This is a genomic window from Oribacterium sp. WCC10 (genome assembly GCF_900113415.1).
Classification (GTDB): Bacteria; Bacillota; Clostridia; order Lachnospirales; family Lachnospiraceae; genus Oribacterium.
The window spans coordinates 97765-114893 of the sequence record NZ_FOPH01000002.1 but is presented as its reverse complement, the minus strand read 5'-3'; the positions used below and the strand labels follow the sequence as shown (position 1 = coordinate 114893).

The 17129-nt window shown below is 40.8% G+C and carries 18 protein-coding genes; 3 read left to right on the top strand and 15 right to left on the bottom strand.

The window, feature by feature from the left end; translation table 11 throughout:
* Positions 1–110 precede the first annotated feature (110 nt).
* The gene (locus BM294_RS01845) at positions 111–329 is read right to left on the bottom strand and encodes a FeoA family protein (RefSeq protein WP_091204349.1); all 219 of its coding nucleotides are present in this window, start codon (positions 327–329) and stop codon (positions 111–113) included.
* A gap of 397 nt (positions 330–726) precedes the next feature.
* On the opposite strand from BM294_RS01845, the gene BM294_RS01840 reads away from it, so the two are divergent.
* Entirely contained in the window at positions 727–1158 is a 432-nt protein-coding gene (locus BM294_RS01840) for a metal-dependent transcriptional regulator (RefSeq protein ID WP_091204347.1), read from the top strand.
* 107 nt (positions 1159–1265) lie between these two features.
* Here the strand turns inward: BM294_RS01840 and BM294_RS01835 are convergent, their stop codons facing one another.
* From BM294_RS01835 to BM294_RS01810, 6 genes are all read right to left on the bottom strand, one after another.
* The gene (locus tag BM294_RS01835) at positions 1266–3197 is read right to left on the bottom strand and encodes a heavy metal translocating P-type ATPase (protein ID WP_091204346.1); all 1932 of its coding nucleotides are present in this window, start codon (positions 3195–3197) and stop codon (positions 1266–1268) included.
* A 112-nt stretch (positions 3198–3309) separates the two neighbouring features.
* A complete protein-coding gene (locus BM294_RS01830; RefSeq protein WP_091204344.1) occupies positions 3310–3525 on the bottom strand; it encodes a cation transporter in 216 nt (71 codons plus the stop codon).
* A gap of 83 nt (positions 3526–3608) precedes the next feature.
* Entirely contained in the window at positions 3609–3938 is a 330-nt protein-coding gene (locus BM294_RS01825; RefSeq protein WP_091204342.1) for an ArsR/SmtB family transcription factor, read from the bottom strand.
* A 534-nt stretch (positions 3939–4472) separates the two neighbouring features.
* Positions 4473–5645, bottom strand: coding sequence for an NAD(P)-dependent malic enzyme (locus tag BM294_RS01820; RefSeq protein ID WP_091204340.1), 1173 nt, complete (start codon positions 5643–5645; stop codon positions 4473–4475).
* A gap of 13 nt (positions 5646–5658) precedes the next feature.
* Entirely contained in the window at positions 5659–6237 is a 579-nt protein-coding gene (locus BM294_RS01815; protein ID WP_091204338.1) for a hypothetical protein, read from the bottom strand.
* 7 nt (positions 6238–6244) lie between these two features.
* Positions 6245–7627, bottom strand: coding sequence for a 2-hydroxycarboxylate transporter family protein (locus BM294_RS01810; protein WP_091204336.1), 1383 nt, complete (start codon positions 7625–7627; stop codon positions 6245–6247).
* Between the two features lie 218 nt (positions 7628–7845).
* Between BM294_RS01810 and BM294_RS01805 the strand changes: the two genes are divergently transcribed.
* Together BM294_RS01805 and BM294_RS01800 are read left to right on the top strand one after the other, a co-directional pair.
* Positions 7846–9510, top strand: a complete 1665-nt coding sequence (locus tag BM294_RS01805; RefSeq protein ID WP_091204334.1) for a sensor histidine kinase — start codon at positions 7846–7848, stop codon at positions 9508–9510.
* 159 nt (positions 9511–9669) lie between these two features.
* Positions 9670–10350: a response regulator gene (locus BM294_RS01800; RefSeq protein WP_091204333.1), complete on the top strand. Its 681-nt coding sequence runs from the start codon at positions 9670–9672 to the stop codon at positions 10348–10350.
* A gap of 256 nt (positions 10351–10606) precedes the next feature.
* Here BM294_RS01800 and BM294_RS01795 read toward each other — a convergent pair whose 3' ends face one another.
* The 8 genes from BM294_RS01795 to BM294_RS01760 all read right to left on the bottom strand — a co-directional run bounded on the left by BM294_RS01795 (position 10607) and on the right by BM294_RS01760 (position 17012).
* Positions 10607–10906, bottom strand: coding sequence for an STAS domain-containing protein (locus BM294_RS01795; RefSeq protein WP_091204331.1), 300 nt, complete (start codon positions 10904–10906; stop codon positions 10607–10609).
* A 61-nt stretch (positions 10907–10967) separates the two neighbouring features.
* Positions 10968–11594 (bottom strand): hypothetical protein, encoded by a 627-nt coding sequence (locus tag BM294_RS01790; protein ID WP_091204330.1) that lies wholly within the window; start codon positions 11592–11594, stop codon positions 10968–10970.
* A 178-nt stretch (positions 11595–11772) separates the two neighbouring features.
* Positions 11773–13557 carry a hypothetical protein gene (locus BM294_RS01785; RefSeq protein WP_091204328.1) on the bottom strand — a complete coding sequence of 595 codons (1785 nt, stop codon included), beginning with the start codon at positions 13555–13557 and terminating at the stop codon, positions 11773–11775.
* A 72-nt stretch (positions 13558–13629) separates the two neighbouring features.
* A complete protein-coding gene (locus BM294_RS01780; protein WP_091204326.1) occupies positions 13630–14214 on the bottom strand; it encodes a tRNA (cytidine(34)-2'-O)-methyltransferase in 585 nt (194 codons plus the stop codon).
* Between the two features lie 103 nt (positions 14215–14317).
* Positions 14318–14569, bottom strand: a complete 252-nt coding sequence (locus BM294_RS01775) for a DUF6472 family protein (RefSeq protein ID WP_091204325.1) — start codon at positions 14567–14569, stop codon at positions 14318–14320.
* 2 nt (positions 14570–14571) lie between these two features.
* The gene (gene nth, locus BM294_RS01770; RefSeq protein WP_091204323.1) at positions 14572–15309 is read right to left on the bottom strand and encodes an endonuclease III; all 738 of its coding nucleotides are present in this window, start codon (positions 15307–15309) and stop codon (positions 14572–14574) included.
* A gap of 35 nt (positions 15310–15344) precedes the next feature.
* A complete protein-coding gene (locus BM294_RS01765; RefSeq protein WP_091204321.1) occupies positions 15345–15845 on the bottom strand; it encodes a deoxycytidylate deaminase in 501 nt (166 codons plus the stop codon).
* 60 nt (positions 15846–15905) lie between these two features.
* The gene (locus tag BM294_RS01760) at positions 15906–17012 is read right to left on the bottom strand and encodes an L-threonylcarbamoyladenylate synthase (RefSeq protein ID WP_091204319.1); all 1107 of its coding nucleotides are present in this window, start codon (positions 17010–17012) and stop codon (positions 15906–15908) included.
* Positions 17013–17129 lie beyond the last annotated feature (117 nt).

The following is a 17129-nucleotide window of genomic DNA, read 5'->3' as shown; positions in this document are numbered from 1 at the left end:
TAGTTCTGTCTAACTCATAGTGCGTAAAAAACGGTTATCTGACATTTCCAAACCAACTTGTTCCAAACGTCAAATAACCTCGTGGCATAATATCTATATTTGTATGTATATCAGTCCACCATAATCTTTGATGCCATCTGGCTGGTTATACCAAGTCTGGTTTCCTTGATATTTACGATGACATTACCGTCACCGGTATCTGATATGATCTCAACCTGCTCTCCGGGAACAAAACCCAGATCCGCAAGATGCTGTTTCATGTCCTCTTTTCCGGTAACTCTGTTGATCATGTGTGTCTCACCTACACCGGCCATGGATAATGGTAACATCCCGTACCTCCGCTTATTAGGTTTCTCTAACTTATGTTAGAAAAGTTTAACTATTATTAGTTTCCTCTAACTTTTTACCTAAATAAATTAGCATCAGCTAACTTCAAAGTCAAGCTTTGAGTGCCGAAAAGTTAGTTAAACCTACTTTTAAATTTTATAATTTTTTTATAAAATCTGTACAAATCACTTTTACATTTTGAAAAATAGTTTTATTCATTGAATTATCATGCATTTTTCATATAACAGCACTCACCCATCTTCAAAATCAATGCCTTCCCTTTGGTTTTTATGTTATACTTATCTCCTATCTGTTAGTTACTGACTGTATATCCACTTAACAGGATCAAACAGTTTTTTAACCACATATAATTCTGTATTTATTTAAGAGGTGAAATTTATGAAAGCTTACGAGACTCACGAGTCCTCAGAGAACTATTTGGAAAGTATACTTATGCTTTCCATGGATCACCAGGTAGTTCGTTCCATAGATATCGCAAATATGTTAGGCTTTTCAAAACCTTCAGTATCTGTAGCCATGAAAAGACTCCGTGAGGAAGGTATGATCGTAGTAGATTCCAACGGATATATTACTCTCACCGACGATGGCATGAAGGTCGCAAAGGGCACTTACGAAAAACACATTGTCATCACCAATATGCTTGTTGATCTTGGTGTAAGCCCCTATACTGCCGGACAGGATGCCTGCAGAATCGAACATGTATTGAGCCCGGAAACCTTTGCCAGACTAAAGGAATTTTATCTCAAGTCCCACAACGGAGTATCTCCTGAACTTGATATGATCAATGCTTTTGAACAGAAAAGACCTTAAACTTAAAAGGAGTGTATCCCGAAATCCGGGACACACTCCTTTTTTCTTAACACCTAAAACGATTTGTGGCAGGTTTAGCGAAAACCTGCCACAAAATTCCGATATGCCTATATGCTCTTCTTTTCTCCAAGAAGTCTCATGGAATTCATGATGCAAAGAACCGAAACTCCAACATCTCCGAATACCGCCGCCCACATATTGGCGATTCCCAGCGCTCCGAGAATAAGCACCAGTATCTTTACAAGCAAAGCAAATGCAATATTCTGATTGGAGATTCCCACCGTCTTCCGGGCAATACGTACAGTCTTAGGTATCCTTCTCAGATCATCATCCATTATAACAACATCAGCAGCCTCAATTGCAGCATCCGAACCAATGGATCCCATAGCGATTCCGACATCCGCTCTCGCAAGAACAGGTGCATCGTTAATTCCGTCTCCGATAAAAGCAAGTACCATTTCACCGGCTCTGTTTTTGATTTTATGAAGATCCGTCATCAGTTCTTCAAGCTTCGATACCTTATCTCCCGGAAGAAGCCCGGTGTAAACATTATCGACTGCCAGTTCCTTTGCCACAGCCTCACCTACAACTTTTCTGTCTCCGGTAAGCATCACAACATTTTTGACACCTTCCTTTTTCATGCCCGCTATGGCCTCAGCAGCTTCTTTCTTAACCCTATCCTTGATAAGTATGGCTCCCAGGAACTTTATCCCGGAATCTTCCTGAACAGCCACATAGGATATGGTGGCCGCAGGATCCGAAACTTCACCGAAAGGGATACCATAGGTCTTCATAAGCTTATCATTTCCGATATATATCTTTTTTCCTTCCACCGAAGCTATTATTCCCTGTCCTGTGATATTTTCCGTATCAGTAACAGTATTCATATCCAAAGCATACTCCGGAAGCTGCTGAACCAGTTCCTCTCTTATGGATATCGCTATGGGATGAGTACTCATACCTTCGGCCATGGCACTGAGTCTCAAAAGCTCTGCCCTATCCACTCCATCCTCGGGAATAACATCAGTTACTTTGAAGTTTCCTTCTGTAAGTGTTCCCGTCTTATCAGAAACCACTGTATGAAGTTTCGCCAGAAGTTCAAGATAGTTTGAGCCCTTGATAAGAACTCCGTTTGAACTTGCTGCACCGATTCCTCCGAAGAATGCCAGCGGAACCGAGATAACCAGAGCACATGGACATGACACTACCAGAAAAGTGCAGGCTCTGTAAAACCATGTTGCCGGATCTCTCGTTATGATAGAAGGAATCACAGCAAGTGCGATAGCTGCATATACAACTATCGGTGTATAAACTCTTGCAAAGCGGGTAATGTAATTCTCGGTTTTTGATTTTTTCTCGGATGCGTTTTCCACAAGTTCAAGTATCTTTGAAACAGTTGAATCCTCAAACGCTTTTATTGCTCTGATTCTGAGTAGTCCGTCTCCGTTTATGCATCCTGAGATTATCTGATCTCCGGCACGAACACTGCGTGGTACGGATTCGCCGGTTAATGCGGCTGTATTGATCATTGACTCTCCGCTTATAATCTCTCCATCCACAGGAATCCTGTCTCCTGCTTTTATAACAATGATGTCTCCTACCTCTACATTATCAGGATCAAGGATTTCCACACTCCCGTCTTCTCTTTCCACAGTAGCTTCTTCAGGTACTATGTCCATAAGATCTGCGATATTCTTACGGGATTTTCCCAATGCATACTTCTGAAACCATTCACCCACCTGATAAAACACCATAACTGCAACGGCCTCAGAATTCTCGCCTGTTGCAAATGCACCGATTGTGGCAATAGTCATAAGAAGCGACTCATCCATCGGCTGTCTGTTTTTTATTCCGAGAAGCGCTTTCTTTACAACAGAGAATCCCGAAATAAAGTAAGGCACAAGGAACAGTAGAAAACTGATCAGTCTGTTTTCAAATACAACCGGAAAAGTATGTGTTTTTTCAAGGACCAACAACACAAAGAATATCGCTGTTCCTAAAAGGATTTTATATAACTCTTTTTTTAGTTTCTTCTCCATATTTCTCCTTATAAAAACGCCAGCACCTGCTTATAGCAAGAGCTGACGCCACTCCAATAAATCACCGTCGATAACAGTGACTTTAAAATACCAATACTGCTCAGAAAACGGATCACATCTCAACTGAGAAGTCCGGCTCTATCTTCTTACCTGTCTCCACAGCAAGTTTAAGTATCTCCTCAAACTTCTCTTCATCAGCGTCCAGGGTAAACTTCTGCATTACAAAGTTGACTTTTGCATCATTTACACCTTCAATTTTCTTGATAGCTTCCTCAACCTTTGCCGCACAATTTGCGCAGTCGATATCGCACTTAAATTTCTTTTTCATTTGAAACCATCCTTTCATCCTGCCGGTTCAAAACATCCGAATAATGACAAAAGTCATCCACTGATATTCAATAATCCGACACATCACTCTTCTACATGTTCCTTGCCCATGGCAATGATAACCTTTACATGATCATCCGCCAGACTGTAGTACATGGCTTTACCATCGCGACGCGACTTTATCAGCTTACTTGTCTTCAGTATCTTAAGCTGATGCGATATGGCTGACTGGTTCATCTCCAGATCATCACATATCTCTGTTACATTCTTTTCCCCCTGAAAAAGATCATACAAAATCTTAATCCTGGTTGAATCTCCGAATACCTTAAAAAGTTCTGCGAGATCACTTAACTCATCCTCAGAACAATTCTGGATGAGATGATCGATGTTCTTATCGTCATAATGTTCAGACATAAATAATCTCCATTCCGTGTTGCAAAATCAGCAAATCAGCAGTCTATAAAATACATACAAACCATGCTGTATAAAAATATGGTTATGCAACACAATTAAATGAATCATCGCTCATATGAATATATTATCATATGTTCTTGCGATGTCAACGCTTTTATTTCATTTTTTCAATGCACATAATACATACATTTGTATGTGTTCCACGCAGCATTGTATGCAACATTTTCTGTCACTACCATCTCTTATATCATAAAAAGAGGCCGGAATCATCTATTAATGATTTCGACCTCTTTAATCATACTACATAAACCCGAAAAAAATTATACCTTTGCTTTTATCCGGCTGATACTCTTATGTACGGAGCACAATTACCACTCATTGTTTATATGTGTAATTATAAAGTGTTCTATTAGGGAAATGCTGATTAAAGCGTTTCCCTGTCCGGATTTTCGATGCGAAGCATCAATTTCCTTTGAAAATCCGTGCCCCAACGCCGGAGGCTCTGAGGAAATCACTGATATAATCAATGTTTCCTTAGATTCTTGCAACGCCTGACTTTCTTGCAGCCTCTGCTGTAGCCTTCGCAACTGCATCCTTAACACGTGGATCAAATGCCTTTGGAAGGATGTAGTCAGCATTAAGTTCTTCATCTGAAACAAGACCTGCGATAGCCTTTGCCGCTGCAATCTTCATTTCATCATTGATATCAGATGCACGAACATCCAACGCACCACGGAAGATACCCGGGAAGCAGAGAACATTGTTTATCTGGTTAGGGAAATCAGAACGTCCTGTTGATACAACTGCCGCTCCTGCTGACTTTGCCTCATCAGGAAAGATCTCAGGTGTAGGATTTGCACATGCAAAAATGATAGGATCCTTTGCCATGGTGCGAACCATATCAGGTGTAAGAGTTCCAGGTGCCGATACGCCGATGAAGCAGTCAGCTCCCTTGATAACCTCTGCGAGGGTTCCCTTCTCGTGATTAAAGTTGGTTATCTTTGCCATCTCTTCCTTGATAGGATTAAGATCTTCTCTTCCCTCATAGATAGCACCCTTTCTGTCTGTCATGATGACATTCTTGAGACCCATAGCCATAAGGAGCTTGATTATGGCGATTCCCGCAGCACCTGCACCGGAAGTAACAATCTTGATATCCTCAATTTTCTTTCCTACTACCTTAAGTGCATTCATCAGACCTGCAAGGGTAATAACTGCTGTTCCGTGTTGATCATCATGGAAGATAGGAACATCAGAAACCGCCTTAAGCTTCTTCTCGATCTCGAAGCATCTCGGAGCTGAAATATCCTCTAGATTGATACCACCGAATGAACCAAGCAGAAGCTGTATAGTATGCACGATTTCATCAGGATCCTTGGAACGTACACAAAGAGGAATAGCATCAACATCACCGAACGCCTTGAAAAGAACGCACTTTCCTTCCATAACAGGCATTCCTGCCTCCGGTCCGATGTCACCAAGTCCAAGTACCGCCGTACCATCTGTTACAACAGCCACGGTATTCCATCTTCTTGTAAGCTCATAAGACTTACTGACATCCTTCTGAATCTCAAGACATGGTGCCGCAACGCCCGGTGTATATGCAATGGAAAGTGCCTCCGAAGAGTCAACCGCAGCTCTTGAATTAACCTCTATCTTGCCCTTCCACTCATAGTGCTTCTCCAATGATACCTTTGCGTAATCCATATATTTTTCTCCTTTATCTTTGATTTAAATAGTCTGTATTTATAACAGACCATGCTTTCTCAACTATTTCAGGGATCAAGTCATACATTACCATAAAATCCCCTTTTTTCATATTAACAGTTTCACCGTTTACAGGTATATAGGATATGTCAGAATCAATCGACTTTTTAGGAGCTGTTGCCAGAAGTTCCTGCCAGGCCGCCCTTTCCAGCCTTTTCTCAAATGGAAGCGCCATCAGCTCTTTCCTAATACGAATCCATTCACTTACTGTTCCGTATTCTATCATTACGCCTCCAATTATAAAGAACAATCCTGTAAATCCTATAAGTCCCTCTTTTCCCATATTAAGAAGTATGAGACATCCCATAACTATGATAACAATGCTGAAGAAACAATGTTTTCTTTTTTCACCGGAGAACTCCAGCAAATCCCTCATCTTTCTTTCAGCACAGCTTCGACATATCCCGTAATCCTGAAATTTCCCAAGAGCCTGTACCTTGTTATCCCCCTTCAACGATCTAACATGAAGGGTCTGCACTTCCAGTACCCTGTACCTGAAGTCTGCCTCTTTTTGACAATTACTGCAATTCATAAATGCTTTACAACATTCCTCCGAGAATAGACAACAGAAGTGAACCTATAATCAGAATGATGGAACCACCGATTCTTGATGAGATCTGTGAGAACGGCATAAGTTCCATTCTGTCTGCTGCTGAAAGAACCGCAACGTCACCTGTTCCACCCATATTGGCCATACAAAGACCTGCAGTTATGCCTGCCTCTAACGGATAGAAACCAACCAGCTTACCTATAAATGCTGCTCCCACAAATGCGCCGATACAAGTAAGGAGACAAAGAACAAGATAAGTAAGTGAGAAGCTTGCTATAACCGTGCTGAGCTCAAGGTAACAGATTCCGATTCCAACAAGAAGTGTTGTTGTAAGATTCTTCATGATGAACTGAAACCACTGGAAGCAGTCGATTTCGATATCTTCCGGGATGATATCAAGAACTTTACAAACAGCTACAGAGATGATCATCCAGGCATATGCATGGATACTTACCGAAGGTACCAGCATTGTCCAGAACTTGGATACGATATAGCCCCATGCAAAGAAAGAACATGATACAAACAGTCCCTTTCCGAGATTTGTAACATTTACATGATCTCTTTTCTTCTGCATCTCAGGACTTATCTCATACTCTTGAGCATTGGCATCTCCTGTTTTCATAAGTGCACCCTTACCGTTAAGATCTCCTTTAAGCACTTTTGAAAAAACGCCGGCCATAACTATAGAGATAGCGTTACCGATAGCTACCGCCGGTGTCATGGTAGATATAGCCTCATCAGCAGTCATTGTTCCCGATGACTCAAATATCTTGGAAAGAGGTACTGCACCGGCTCCCATTCCGCCGCCCATAATCGGAAGAGCTATAAGAAGAACCGACTTAATGACGCCAAATCCCATTACAGCACCGGCAATGCCTGCTAATGCAAAAGAAAGAACGATAGCTCCGAAGATAGCCGGAAAATATCTGGCTGCCGCCTTGGCGAGAAGCTTTCTGTTCATACCGAGAATAGATCCGCAGATAAGAGCTGCGATGTAGAAATCCAGGAATGCTCCTGTTGGTTTAAAGAAAGTAGTGATGTTTCCGATGAGATCCAGTTTTATACCCATGGCATAAACCTTGTTTTCTGCATCTAAAAGCTTAGGAATAAGATTGAAATAATTAAGTGCCGCTGAGCCAAAGATAACCACGATGGCTCCGCCTCCAAGATAATCCTTGATTATAGGTGTTCTGTTTCCGACTTCATTCAGGATAGTTCCGATAACTATCATAAATGCAAAACAACCTGCCATCCCCTGAGGCAAAACCCCAAGATAAGTTGCTGCAAGAACTATCGCAGAAAAAATCGCGAATACCGTCCATGGCAGTTCAAACAGCTTTAATCCCTTGTAGCCTTCCGTACTCTTTGCCATAAAAACCTCCCAAAATATAAACTTATTACTTAGTTTGATGCACATAGCAGTTACTCATTTTTCCGAAAAGGATTCAAATGGAACCTGCCTTACACGACCTTTGCATCTCGCTATATGTTGCATTTCTGTATTTAAATATATACAATTTTAGAAATAGTTTTAAGCTTTAGAAAGTTTAAAAAAATTGCTATTTATTTATCATTTAGGGGGTTAGATTTTTGAAAAATCCATTCCGTAAAGTAACAAGCTTATCCCAGATTCTCATTAACACGTTCATCATAACCGCCATAAGTACCCTGATACTTACCACAGCTCTTTTATATACGACTATGCGTATTTCTGTAACGAGACTTGAAGATACCATTGAGGAGATACTGGTATCCAATGCAGATATTCTTGCCTCATCTGACAGTGTAAAAAATGCTCTTATTAATAAAAGCTGTGATGAATCTCTTATGAATTTTCTGGATTCCATTGTTATCACAAGTGATACCATAGATATCATAACAATTGCAGATTCACAATCTGTACGTATATATCACATAAGGCACAATCTCATCGGACAATCTTTTGTAGGTGATGACCAGGCTGATGTACTAAAAGGGAAATCCTATCTTAGCTATGCAACAGGTACCGAAGGCGCGCAAAGAAGGGCCTTCCACCCTGTATATGATGATTCACAAAATATAATCGGCTTTGTCATGGTTTCCACCAGAATGTCTCAGGTAGGTGAACTTAAGGATAATCTGCTGATGCAATACCGCTGGCTCTTCATAGCAGCCCTTGCAACCAGTATTTTAATTCCCGAATTCATTTATAAGATGCTAAGCAGCATACTTTTGGGTAACCGTCCCGAACGTTTGGTCTATTTATATCAGACACAGCTTGGGCTTTTGAACACACTGGAAGAGGGTATCCTTTCAATTGGCAAAAACGGTGACATAAAACTGGCAAATGCTGCAGCCGAACGCATCCTGTTATCTTCAAAGGAAGAACTGGAACATCGGAACATCTCCAGTTTCCTGTCCACAGAAGACGGAAGAAGTGTGCTTGATATAAAAAAGAATACAAAAAATATCGCATCATCAAGAACCAATGTTCTTATGCATATTATTCCTCTTTATGAAGGCAAAAAGCAGACCGGTCTTACCCTTATACTGATTGATAAAACAGAAGCTCAGCGTCAGGCTGAGCAGCTTACAGGTTCTATGCATATGATCTCAGCCTTACGTGCAAACCGTCATGACTTTATGAATAAACTTCAGGTCATATACGGTCTCATACAAATGGGAACACCCGAAAAGGCGGCTGCCTATATAACCGAAGTTTCAGAGATACAACACAATGTTGAGGATCCTATCCTACATAAGATACGTAATGTCAATCTGGCTGCCCTGATACTTGGCAAGTTGCAGAATATGTTGGAAACAGATATAAATATGAATATATCTTCAGAAAGTGATATTCCAAGGCATAGCGCATTTCTTTCAAGCCGGGAACTTGTGACTATCGTAGGAAATCTTCTTGAAAATGCTATCGAAGCCATCAATATGAAACAGGGAAATGATGCAAGAACCATAGATCTTCAGATAACAGAAACAGATGAATATCTTATGATCTCGGTATCTGATACCGGAACGGGTATCAAAGAAGAGGATCTTGAAAAAATCTATTCCTACGGTTTCAGTACCAAATCCGAAGAAGGAAGAGGAAACGGTCTTTATATCACCAAGGAAATCGTCACGAGACACCACGGAAATATGGATGTGGAATCAGACCCTGGAGAAGGAACTACTTTTGAACTTTTCTTCAATGAAACCCGTGCAGGCTTCAAAAAAGAATTTCAGGAATTCAATCCTTCCGAAAACACGAAAGTTGAGTGATATTTTATTAGGAAATACCTGAAAGTTGAGTAAGTTTTTCATTTGGCTATCACGAAAGTTGAGTAGGTTTTTCCCAAAAACTGAAAGTTGAGTGAGTTTCATATACATCTGTATCATGAACAGAGTTTTTACTTGATATGATAACCCCATGGAGGTTTTATGTATAAAGCAATTATAATTGAAGACAACGCTCCCGTAGCAGAGATCGACCGTGAATATTTGGAAAAATGCGGCGGATTCGAAATTGTTGCCATACTTAAGGATGGCGCAGAGGCACTTGAATATCTAAAAAACAATAGTGTAGATCTTGCAATACTTGATGTCTATATGCCCAAAATGGATGGCATGCATCTGCTACATAAACTCCGTACTCTTCATAATCCGGTTTCTGTTATCATGATTACAGCCGCAAACGATCTGAGGATTATTGAAAACTCCTTAAACTCCGGAATCATTGACTACATTATAAAGCCATTTTCTTTCGAGCGTTTTGCTTCAGCCATTGAAAAGTTCAAAAAAAGAGCCGGCTTTATGGAAGAGCATAAGGAGGAACGACTTACTCAGACAAAGCTTGATAAACTTCTTGATACATCCTTAGAAAGTTCGAAAAACGCACCTTTGGAGAAGGGGCTAAACAAGAAAACCCTCGATACTGTTTTTTCATGGATGACGGATCATCCTAATGAGCGCGTAACCTGTGAAACCATGTCAGGTCAGCTCAATCTTTCAAAAGTAACCATACGTCGATACCTGAATTACCTGATCGAGAACGGAAAAGTTAAAAGCACTGTTGATTACGAAACAGGAGGGCGCCCCTCCATCATTTACCAGTTAAAATGATAAGCAATATGTAGCCGACAATATTTTGACATACAATTTCTTTTAAGGGAAACTCTGATTAAATCGTTTCCATGATCGTATTTTCGATACGAAGCATCAATTTCCTTTGCAAATCAGTGTCTCCTCGGTAATATCAGCTTTTTATATGCCGTATGTTACAAAAAGCTCTATGCTGTATCTCAATGAGATCAACATAGAGCTTTTAATTCATTTTAATCAACTATATATTCCCAATCATTTAATATATATGACTATCTTATTCTATAACAAGAATATCAGAGAAACCTGTAACATTAAATATCTCATTGATTTCTTCTGAAACATTCTTTATAACCATATGTCCCTGCTTATTCATCTTCTTCTGTGCAGAAAGAAGAACTCTTAGACCTGCACTGGACACATACTCCAAAGCAGCAAAATCCATGGTAAGATCTGTAACACCTTCGATTTCAGCATTAATCTGCTCATCAAACTGAGGAGCTGTTGTAGTATCAAGACGTCCCTCAAGTGCGAACTCAAGATTGCTTCCTTCTTTTTTCTTTGTAATATTCAGCATAATTCTGTCTCCTTTATTATTATCTTTATTAATAACCTGATTTATACTGTCTTCACCGTAATCAGCAAACGATGGTCATCTCAACTCTGTCTCTCTTGACTCCTACGATAACATCCCTGGCAAGACTCGCCACAATTGACTTCTCAAGTTCGTCATACATATCCCGAACCTGTTCATCTTCTCCCGATGCTTCCTGTAATGACTCCTTATAATTGCTAAGTGTCCAAACCATAGGCATGCCTACGGTTGACATATCATTCATCACACCCATTCCGGTAAAATCATACGGAATCGCAACTCCGTATTCCTGCTGCAGCTTCATACTCTCATCAAAGCTCAAAAGACTGTTTTCTATGATATCTCCGATCTTTCCCATAAATCCCTTGGCCAAAACATTCTGTCCTTTGGTAGATACCGACAGTAACGCCTCTTTCTTTGCCTTATCCATGATTGTATCAACCTGAAGCTTAACCCTGTACTCATCAGCTTCATGCTCTATCCAAAAACGGGCATCAAAGTCTCTGGTCATGGCACTCACCATACCTATAGTCTCCTCTGCCAAAAGCCTCAGATGTATGGCCTTTTTCTTGTCAAGTCCCTGTTCATTTATAAACTCGTCTACAATCTTAAGGGCCTCATCAGCTTTTCTCTCGTCGCTGCTTATGAATAATTCTTCGGTCCTCTCCATATAGTATCTCCTTTCAAATTTAAGTGCCGAGTTAGGAGCCGACTTGGTACTATTCAATCATATCACTCTATACACCCCTACATCAGTATATTTCCTATTTTACATCCGACTTTCAAAACTGTCTCATGTTTTTTAAAGTTTTTTCTAAGCAAAATGCCATATTAGTAATTATTTCTACCTAATAGACATTCCACTTATTTGTTACCGAATCATACCTTAGACTTCCGTATGAACATTCCTCTTCAGTTGTTCCATCTTCTGCCCTGTTATAGATTGCGTGCTCATACTCTATTCTATCGTATGTTGGGAGCGAAAAATTGTAACCTTCTTCATTGAAAAGCTCAACAGCCCCCTCAACATTTGAAAATCTGTATATAATTCCGGTACTCTCAGTACTGGTGGTCCTTCCTGTGGTTCCGTAAGCATCAATAACATATGGTGTTCTTCCATTGTTAATGATCACCCCCGGTGTATAGTACGGACTTATACTATCCCGCCAATACATTGTAGCCGCAAGTTGTGTTCCCGAAGCTGTCTTAACGGGATATAGTCTTAATCCGGTCATAACAGGAGCAAAAAAATCATAAAATGAATATGTCTCCTCACCATTTGTAAACCACCATGTGGCATGATAATCATATCCATCATCAAAATCCGATACTATTTCAACTTCATCCGGCGCCGTGGTGATTCCCTGATTCAACCCAAACTGCTCATAGCTGACAGTCATGGCCACCATGTCTCTTGCACCGTCACCATCAAAATCCTCATACAGATAATCTACGATTTCATCTCTTGTCTGTGCATGAATCTCCTCTGTCAGCTGCTGAGTAGTATACTCCTTTGCCTTATCAGGATAATCCTGAGGTATCTTATCTATAGAATCCTTTCCGGATTTAGAAGCATTTGCGCCCACACGCAGAGTCCTTTTCGTCAGCAGGATATCCCTTATTCTGTCATTATAATCAGAAACCATAGTCATGGAGTAGTTCTTTTCATTGTATGCTATCCATGACCCGGTCACTCTTGCCACTTCAGAGTCATTATACTTTTTTCCGTCTATCTCTCTGAGACCTATATCCTTTAACTTTACAAAATCTCCATTCTCATTAAAACCGTATATCCTGTGTTTGCTGATACCAAAATGATTGGTTATATACTCTTCACCGTTATCCAGAGTTTCCGTTCCCACAGAATATACCATAGGACTGCCATTACCGCCCATCAGTTCATCTATATACTGTCTGAGCTTTCCGTCCCTGTATCCATATACTCTGAACCTGTACTGCTCATCTACCGGATCGAAGTATCCGACAAGCATCTCATTAAGGCCATCTCTGTCAAAATCTATGAGTCTGATAAGGCCTATTCCAAGCATATCCTTATACGAATCCGGCTCCTTACTTACAATGCCGGAACTTCTGATACCGGTTTTTCCATAGATATCTTCGAGTTTTTTCAGTTCATTATAGTAAGCACGATAAGCCTCTCCTGTCATGCTTACAACTTCACCGTTTTTGTCTACCTTCCGGCCATCGGGTGTTACTGTATCTCTCAGCATCTCGCCATTTTCACCGACATAGTAAACTCCGTCCACCCACTGATCTGTCAACGGCTCATGATCATCATCAAGATAATACCAGTTACCTCCTCTAAGAACCCAGCCTGTATCCTTATCCGGATCTACAGTTTCCTCCTGATTATCTTCCTCGTCATCCATGACTACGCTCTCATATATTTCATTCTGATGCTTTGAAATGATTTGCAGTTCTTCTCTTATTAAACGTCGTACCCATGACACATCATGTTTGGTAATAACAAAAGAAAGACCGGCTACCGCAGCAACTACCAGAATTACCGCAGCGCTGCCGATCCATCGCTTTTTCTTTTTAGGTTTTGTCTTATGAAATATTTCAGATTTATTGCTTCTGTCGGTATTCCTTCCGTACAGATTCCGATCCATCCTGAGACCCTCTTTTCACTCCATCCCGAAATCTTTCTTTTAGTATACTAGTTTTTTCGAAAAATGTCTCTATCACCAGTGAAGTCTGTGAAGCTCACCTTTTCTGCTGAGATCCATAAAATCATTTTGTCTGTAGGCCTCATAGACCATTATTGCCGCAGAATTGCTGAGGTTGAGCGAACGCATGTCTCCCCACATAGGAATGCGGACACATGATTTTGGATGCTCAACAAGTATCTCCTCAGGGATTCCGGCTGATTCCTTTCCGAACATTATGTAATCATTCGGACCGTATGTAACATCGCTATATACATACTGTGCTTTGGTTGTGGCAAACCAGAGCTTTGGTGTTTCAATCACTTCCTTTGACCGGTTTGTAAAATCATTCCACGCACTCTCTGCATCCCCTGAATCTTCGCAAAATTCATCAGCAAAATGTATTTCCGGATGCTTTGCGAGAAAATCCTTATAATCAAGATATTCAGACAAATGGAGTTTTGGCCAGTAGTCCATTCCTGCTCTTTTTACATACTTGTCGCTAAGTTCAAAACCATAGGGCCTGATAAGATGAAGATTTGTATTGGTTGCCACACAGGTTCTTCCTATCGCTCCAGTATTAAAAGGTATCTCCGGTTCGTGTAAAACAATATTTAACATTTATTCCCCATTCCAAAATAATAATCAAGGTCTTTTGTCGGATATCCAACATCCTCATTTTTCTCACAGTGATCTACTGATAATAAAAAAGCCTTCGGATCATTCAGGCTTCGCCATCCGAAAGCTCATCATAGGAATCATCTATAAATCTTCCGGCATCACTGTAACCCGGTAGATGACCTATGGACTGATGTTTGACTGTTCTGTACTCATCGTTACTGTGCCAGTACGGACAATGCTTACTTCGACCGCCCCACATACGGGCCATGTCATCTTCGTCAATGTCGGCATCACAACACCACTCATCATATTCATCATCATATGTGTAATTTGAACACATCTCACATTCTGACATAATCACATCTTCCTTTTCATACCCGTTTTACCGGATTTGCTCTTTCTGTCTGTGGCTCCCGCACGGGTCGCCTGAAGTATCTCCTCTCTACCACAGCTCGGACAAAGATCATTCACAAAGCAACCATCGCAATCAGGACTTGCAGACTTGCAATAACTTCTTCCAAGAGAAATGATATGGGTATTCCAACGTATCCAGTATTCCTCGGGAACAGTATCATTAAGCTGATACTCCGTTTCTGTAGGATCATTCGATTCAGCAAGACCCAGACGGTTTGAAACCCGCTTTACATGGGTATCAACAACTATTGCATTTTTATCATAAATATGTCCAAGAATCAGATTGCCCGTCTTACGTCCTACCCCCGGCAATGAAGTAAGTTCCTCTATGGAATCCGGAACCACTCCCTGAAAACGCTCTATCAGATCCCGGGCACAGGCCTTTATATTTTTAGCCTTGTTATGATAAAAGCCTGTGGACTTTATGTCTTCCTCCAGTTCCAATAAATCAGCATTAGCAAAAGCCATGAGATCAGTATACTTTTTAAACAGCTTTTCTGTAACCTTGTTTACTCTTTCGTCCGTACACTGCGCACTAAGTATAGTGGCAAATAATAACTGCCAGGCATTATTGTGTTTCAAAAATATCGGTGGTTCAGCGCCATAATGAGCATCAAGACGTTTCATGATTTCATGAACTCTCTCTGTCCTTTTCTCTTTGCTCTCTCCCTTTATAAACATATTGCCCTCATCTCATGTAAAATCCCGGTCCCAGCTTAAAGATCAAGTGTTATCTTACGTCCTGTTGCCTCATACTGATAGTATCTTACTCCTGCAGCATCCAGCATTCTTTTACTTGCTTTTGTGGCTGCTGTATCGGCATACTTATCAGAATAGTATATCAATGTCTTTATCCCGGCCTGTATAAGTGCTTTGGCACATTCATTACACGGAAATAATGTAACGTAGAGCTTGGTTCCCTCAAGTGAACCTCCACGATAATTCAGTATGGCATTAAGCTCGGCATGAGTCGAATAAAAATACTTTGCATTATACGGATCATCAACCGCATGAATCTTTGTCCATGGGAAGTCATCATCCGAACATCCCTTGGGAAATCCATTATATCCCATAGAAAGGATTTTGTTATCCGGGCTTACAATACATGCTCCTACCTGTGTGTTGGGATCCTTTGAACGTCTGGCAGACATTTCTGCCACACCCATAAAGTATTCGTCCCAGGTTATATAGTCTTTTCTCTTTCCACTATCTTCCATTTTATCCTCCGAAAAAGTAATTAAAACCCCACATCTAAATCTGCAGACTTATTTTTCTTATCAGTCCGCAATAATTTCATTCATACCGGCTGCCTTTCGCATACGGTTCATAAGTGCAAAACCGACTCCTTTGTCACTGTAACTCTCTGCATAAATACGTTCCACCTTGTCGTCATCGAATTCACGAAGTACTCTGAATAGTTCATGAGTCATGGACAAAGGCTCACTGCGATGTCCCAAAACCTTAATCTCAGCCTTTTTGTCAGAAGCCTCAGTATAACATCCACGAGTTTCTTCACAACAAATGATACCAACCTTAAGTCCCTCTTCTTCATCGTTTTTAACCAAATCATTTATAAGAGCAGCTACCTGCTTATCAGCTTCAAGTCGCTCCCCGAGACTTACATCATAATCTTTTTCTTTAAGAAGTCTGGTTGTTACCAAAGACATCCTGGCATTAGGGGCATAATGTCTGTATTTCATACCGGGAGCTTTAGGATGGATGCCCTCACTAACTCCTCCCGCTATTATAGCCGGATCAATCTCAACTTTCCTTCCCAGGGCATCTGTAAGATCCTCTATAGTTATGGCACCCGGTCTTAACAACGTCGGCACCTCGCCTGACATATCTATGATGGTAGACTCAACACCTATACCTACAGGTCCGTCATCAAGTATCATATCTATCTTTCCGTCAAGATCATGCTTTACATGCATGGCCTCTGTCGGACTTGGCTTACCGGAGGTATTGGCACTTGGTCCTGCAATAGGCAAACCTGATTCCTTTATAAATGCAAGAGTAACTCTATTTTCCGGACAACGGACAGCAACTGTATCAAGTCCACCTGTTGTCTCATACGGAACTATATCCGACTTCGGCATAATGATGGTCAATGGTCCCGGCCAAAAAGCCTCCATAAGCTTTTCTGCATCTCCCGGAAGCTCGGATACAAGAGGCTTCACCTCGTCAATACAGGATACATGAACTATAAGCGGATTATCCGAAGGTCTTCCCTTGGCAGCATATATCTTCCTGCTTGCTTCAGGATCCAAAGCATTTCCCCCAAGTCCATATACAGTTTCCGTAGGGAAAGCCACAAGACCACCTTTTCTGATGATCTCGGCAGCCTGTTCTATACCCTCCATACCTTTTACGATAGTTTCCATTTTTTATTAACCCATCTGCCGGAAAATATACCTGACAGACAGTAAGCCTCTCTTTCCACTGTAACTATTATTTCACAAACAATATTCTGAATCTTTTATAACTCAATATTCAGACAG

Bases quoted from the DNA above. Each gene is read 5' to 3' on its own strand.
- BM294_RS01790 (WP_091204330.1), bottom strand. From the start codon at position 11,594: ATGGAGAGGACCGAAGAATTATTCATAAGCAGCGACGAGAGAAAAGCT.
- BM294_RS01795 (WP_091204331.1), bottom strand. From the start codon at position 10,906: ATGCTGAATATTACAAAGAAAAAAGAAGGAAGCAATCTTGAGTTCGCA.
- BM294_RS01780 (WP_091204326.1), bottom strand. From the start codon at position 14,214: ATGTTAAATATTGTTTTACACGAACCGGAGATACCTTTTAATACTGGA.
- BM294_RS01825 (WP_091204342.1), bottom strand. From the start codon at position 3,938: ATGTCTGAACATTATGACGATAAGAACATCGATCATCTCATCCAGAAT.
- BM294_RS01810 (WP_091204336.1), bottom strand. From the start codon at position 7,627: ATGGCAAAGAGTACGGAAGGCTACAAGGGATTAAAGCTGTTTGAACTG.
- BM294_RS01840 (WP_091204347.1), top strand. From the start codon at position 727: ATGAAAGCTTACGAGACTCACGAGTCCTCAGAGAACTATTTGGAAAGT.
- nth (WP_091204323.1), bottom strand. From the start codon at position 15,309: ATGTTTATAAAGGGAGAGAGCAAAGAGAAAAGGACAGAGAGAGTTCAT.
- BM294_RS01800 (WP_091204333.1), top strand. From the start codon at position 9,670: ATGTATAAAGCAATTATAATTGAAGACAACGCTCCCGTAGCAGAGATC.
- BM294_RS01820 (WP_091204340.1), bottom strand. From the start codon at position 5,645: ATGGATTACGCAAAGGTATCATTGGAGAAGCACTATGAGTGGAAGGGC.
- BM294_RS01845 (WP_091204349.1), bottom strand. From the start codon at position 329: ATGTTACCATTATCCATGGCCGGTGTAGGTGAGACACACATGATCAAC.
- BM294_RS01785 (WP_091204328.1), bottom strand. From the start codon at position 13,557: ATGGATCGGAATCTGTACGGAAGGAATACCGACAGAAGCAATAAATCT.
- BM294_RS01760 (WP_091204319.1), bottom strand. From the start codon at position 17,012: ATGGAAACTATCGTAAAAGGTATGGAGGGTATAGAACAGGCTGCCGAG.
- BM294_RS01815 (WP_091204338.1), bottom strand. From the start codon at position 6,237: ATGAATTGCAGTAATTGTCAAAAAGAGGCAGACTTCAGGTACAGGGTA.
- BM294_RS01765 (WP_091204321.1), bottom strand. From the start codon at position 15,845: ATGGAAGATAGTGGAAAGAGAAAAGACTATATAACCTGGGACGAATAC.
- BM294_RS01775 (WP_091204325.1), bottom strand. From the start codon at position 14,569: ATGTCAGAATGTGAGATGTGTTCAAATTACACATATGATGATGAATAT.
- BM294_RS01830 (WP_091204344.1), bottom strand. From the start codon at position 3,525: ATGAAAAAGAAATTTAAGTGCGATATCGACTGCGCAAATTGTGCGGCA.
- BM294_RS01835 (WP_091204346.1), bottom strand. From the start codon at position 3,197: ATGGAGAAGAAACTAAAAAAAGAGTTATATAAAATCCTTTTAGGAACA.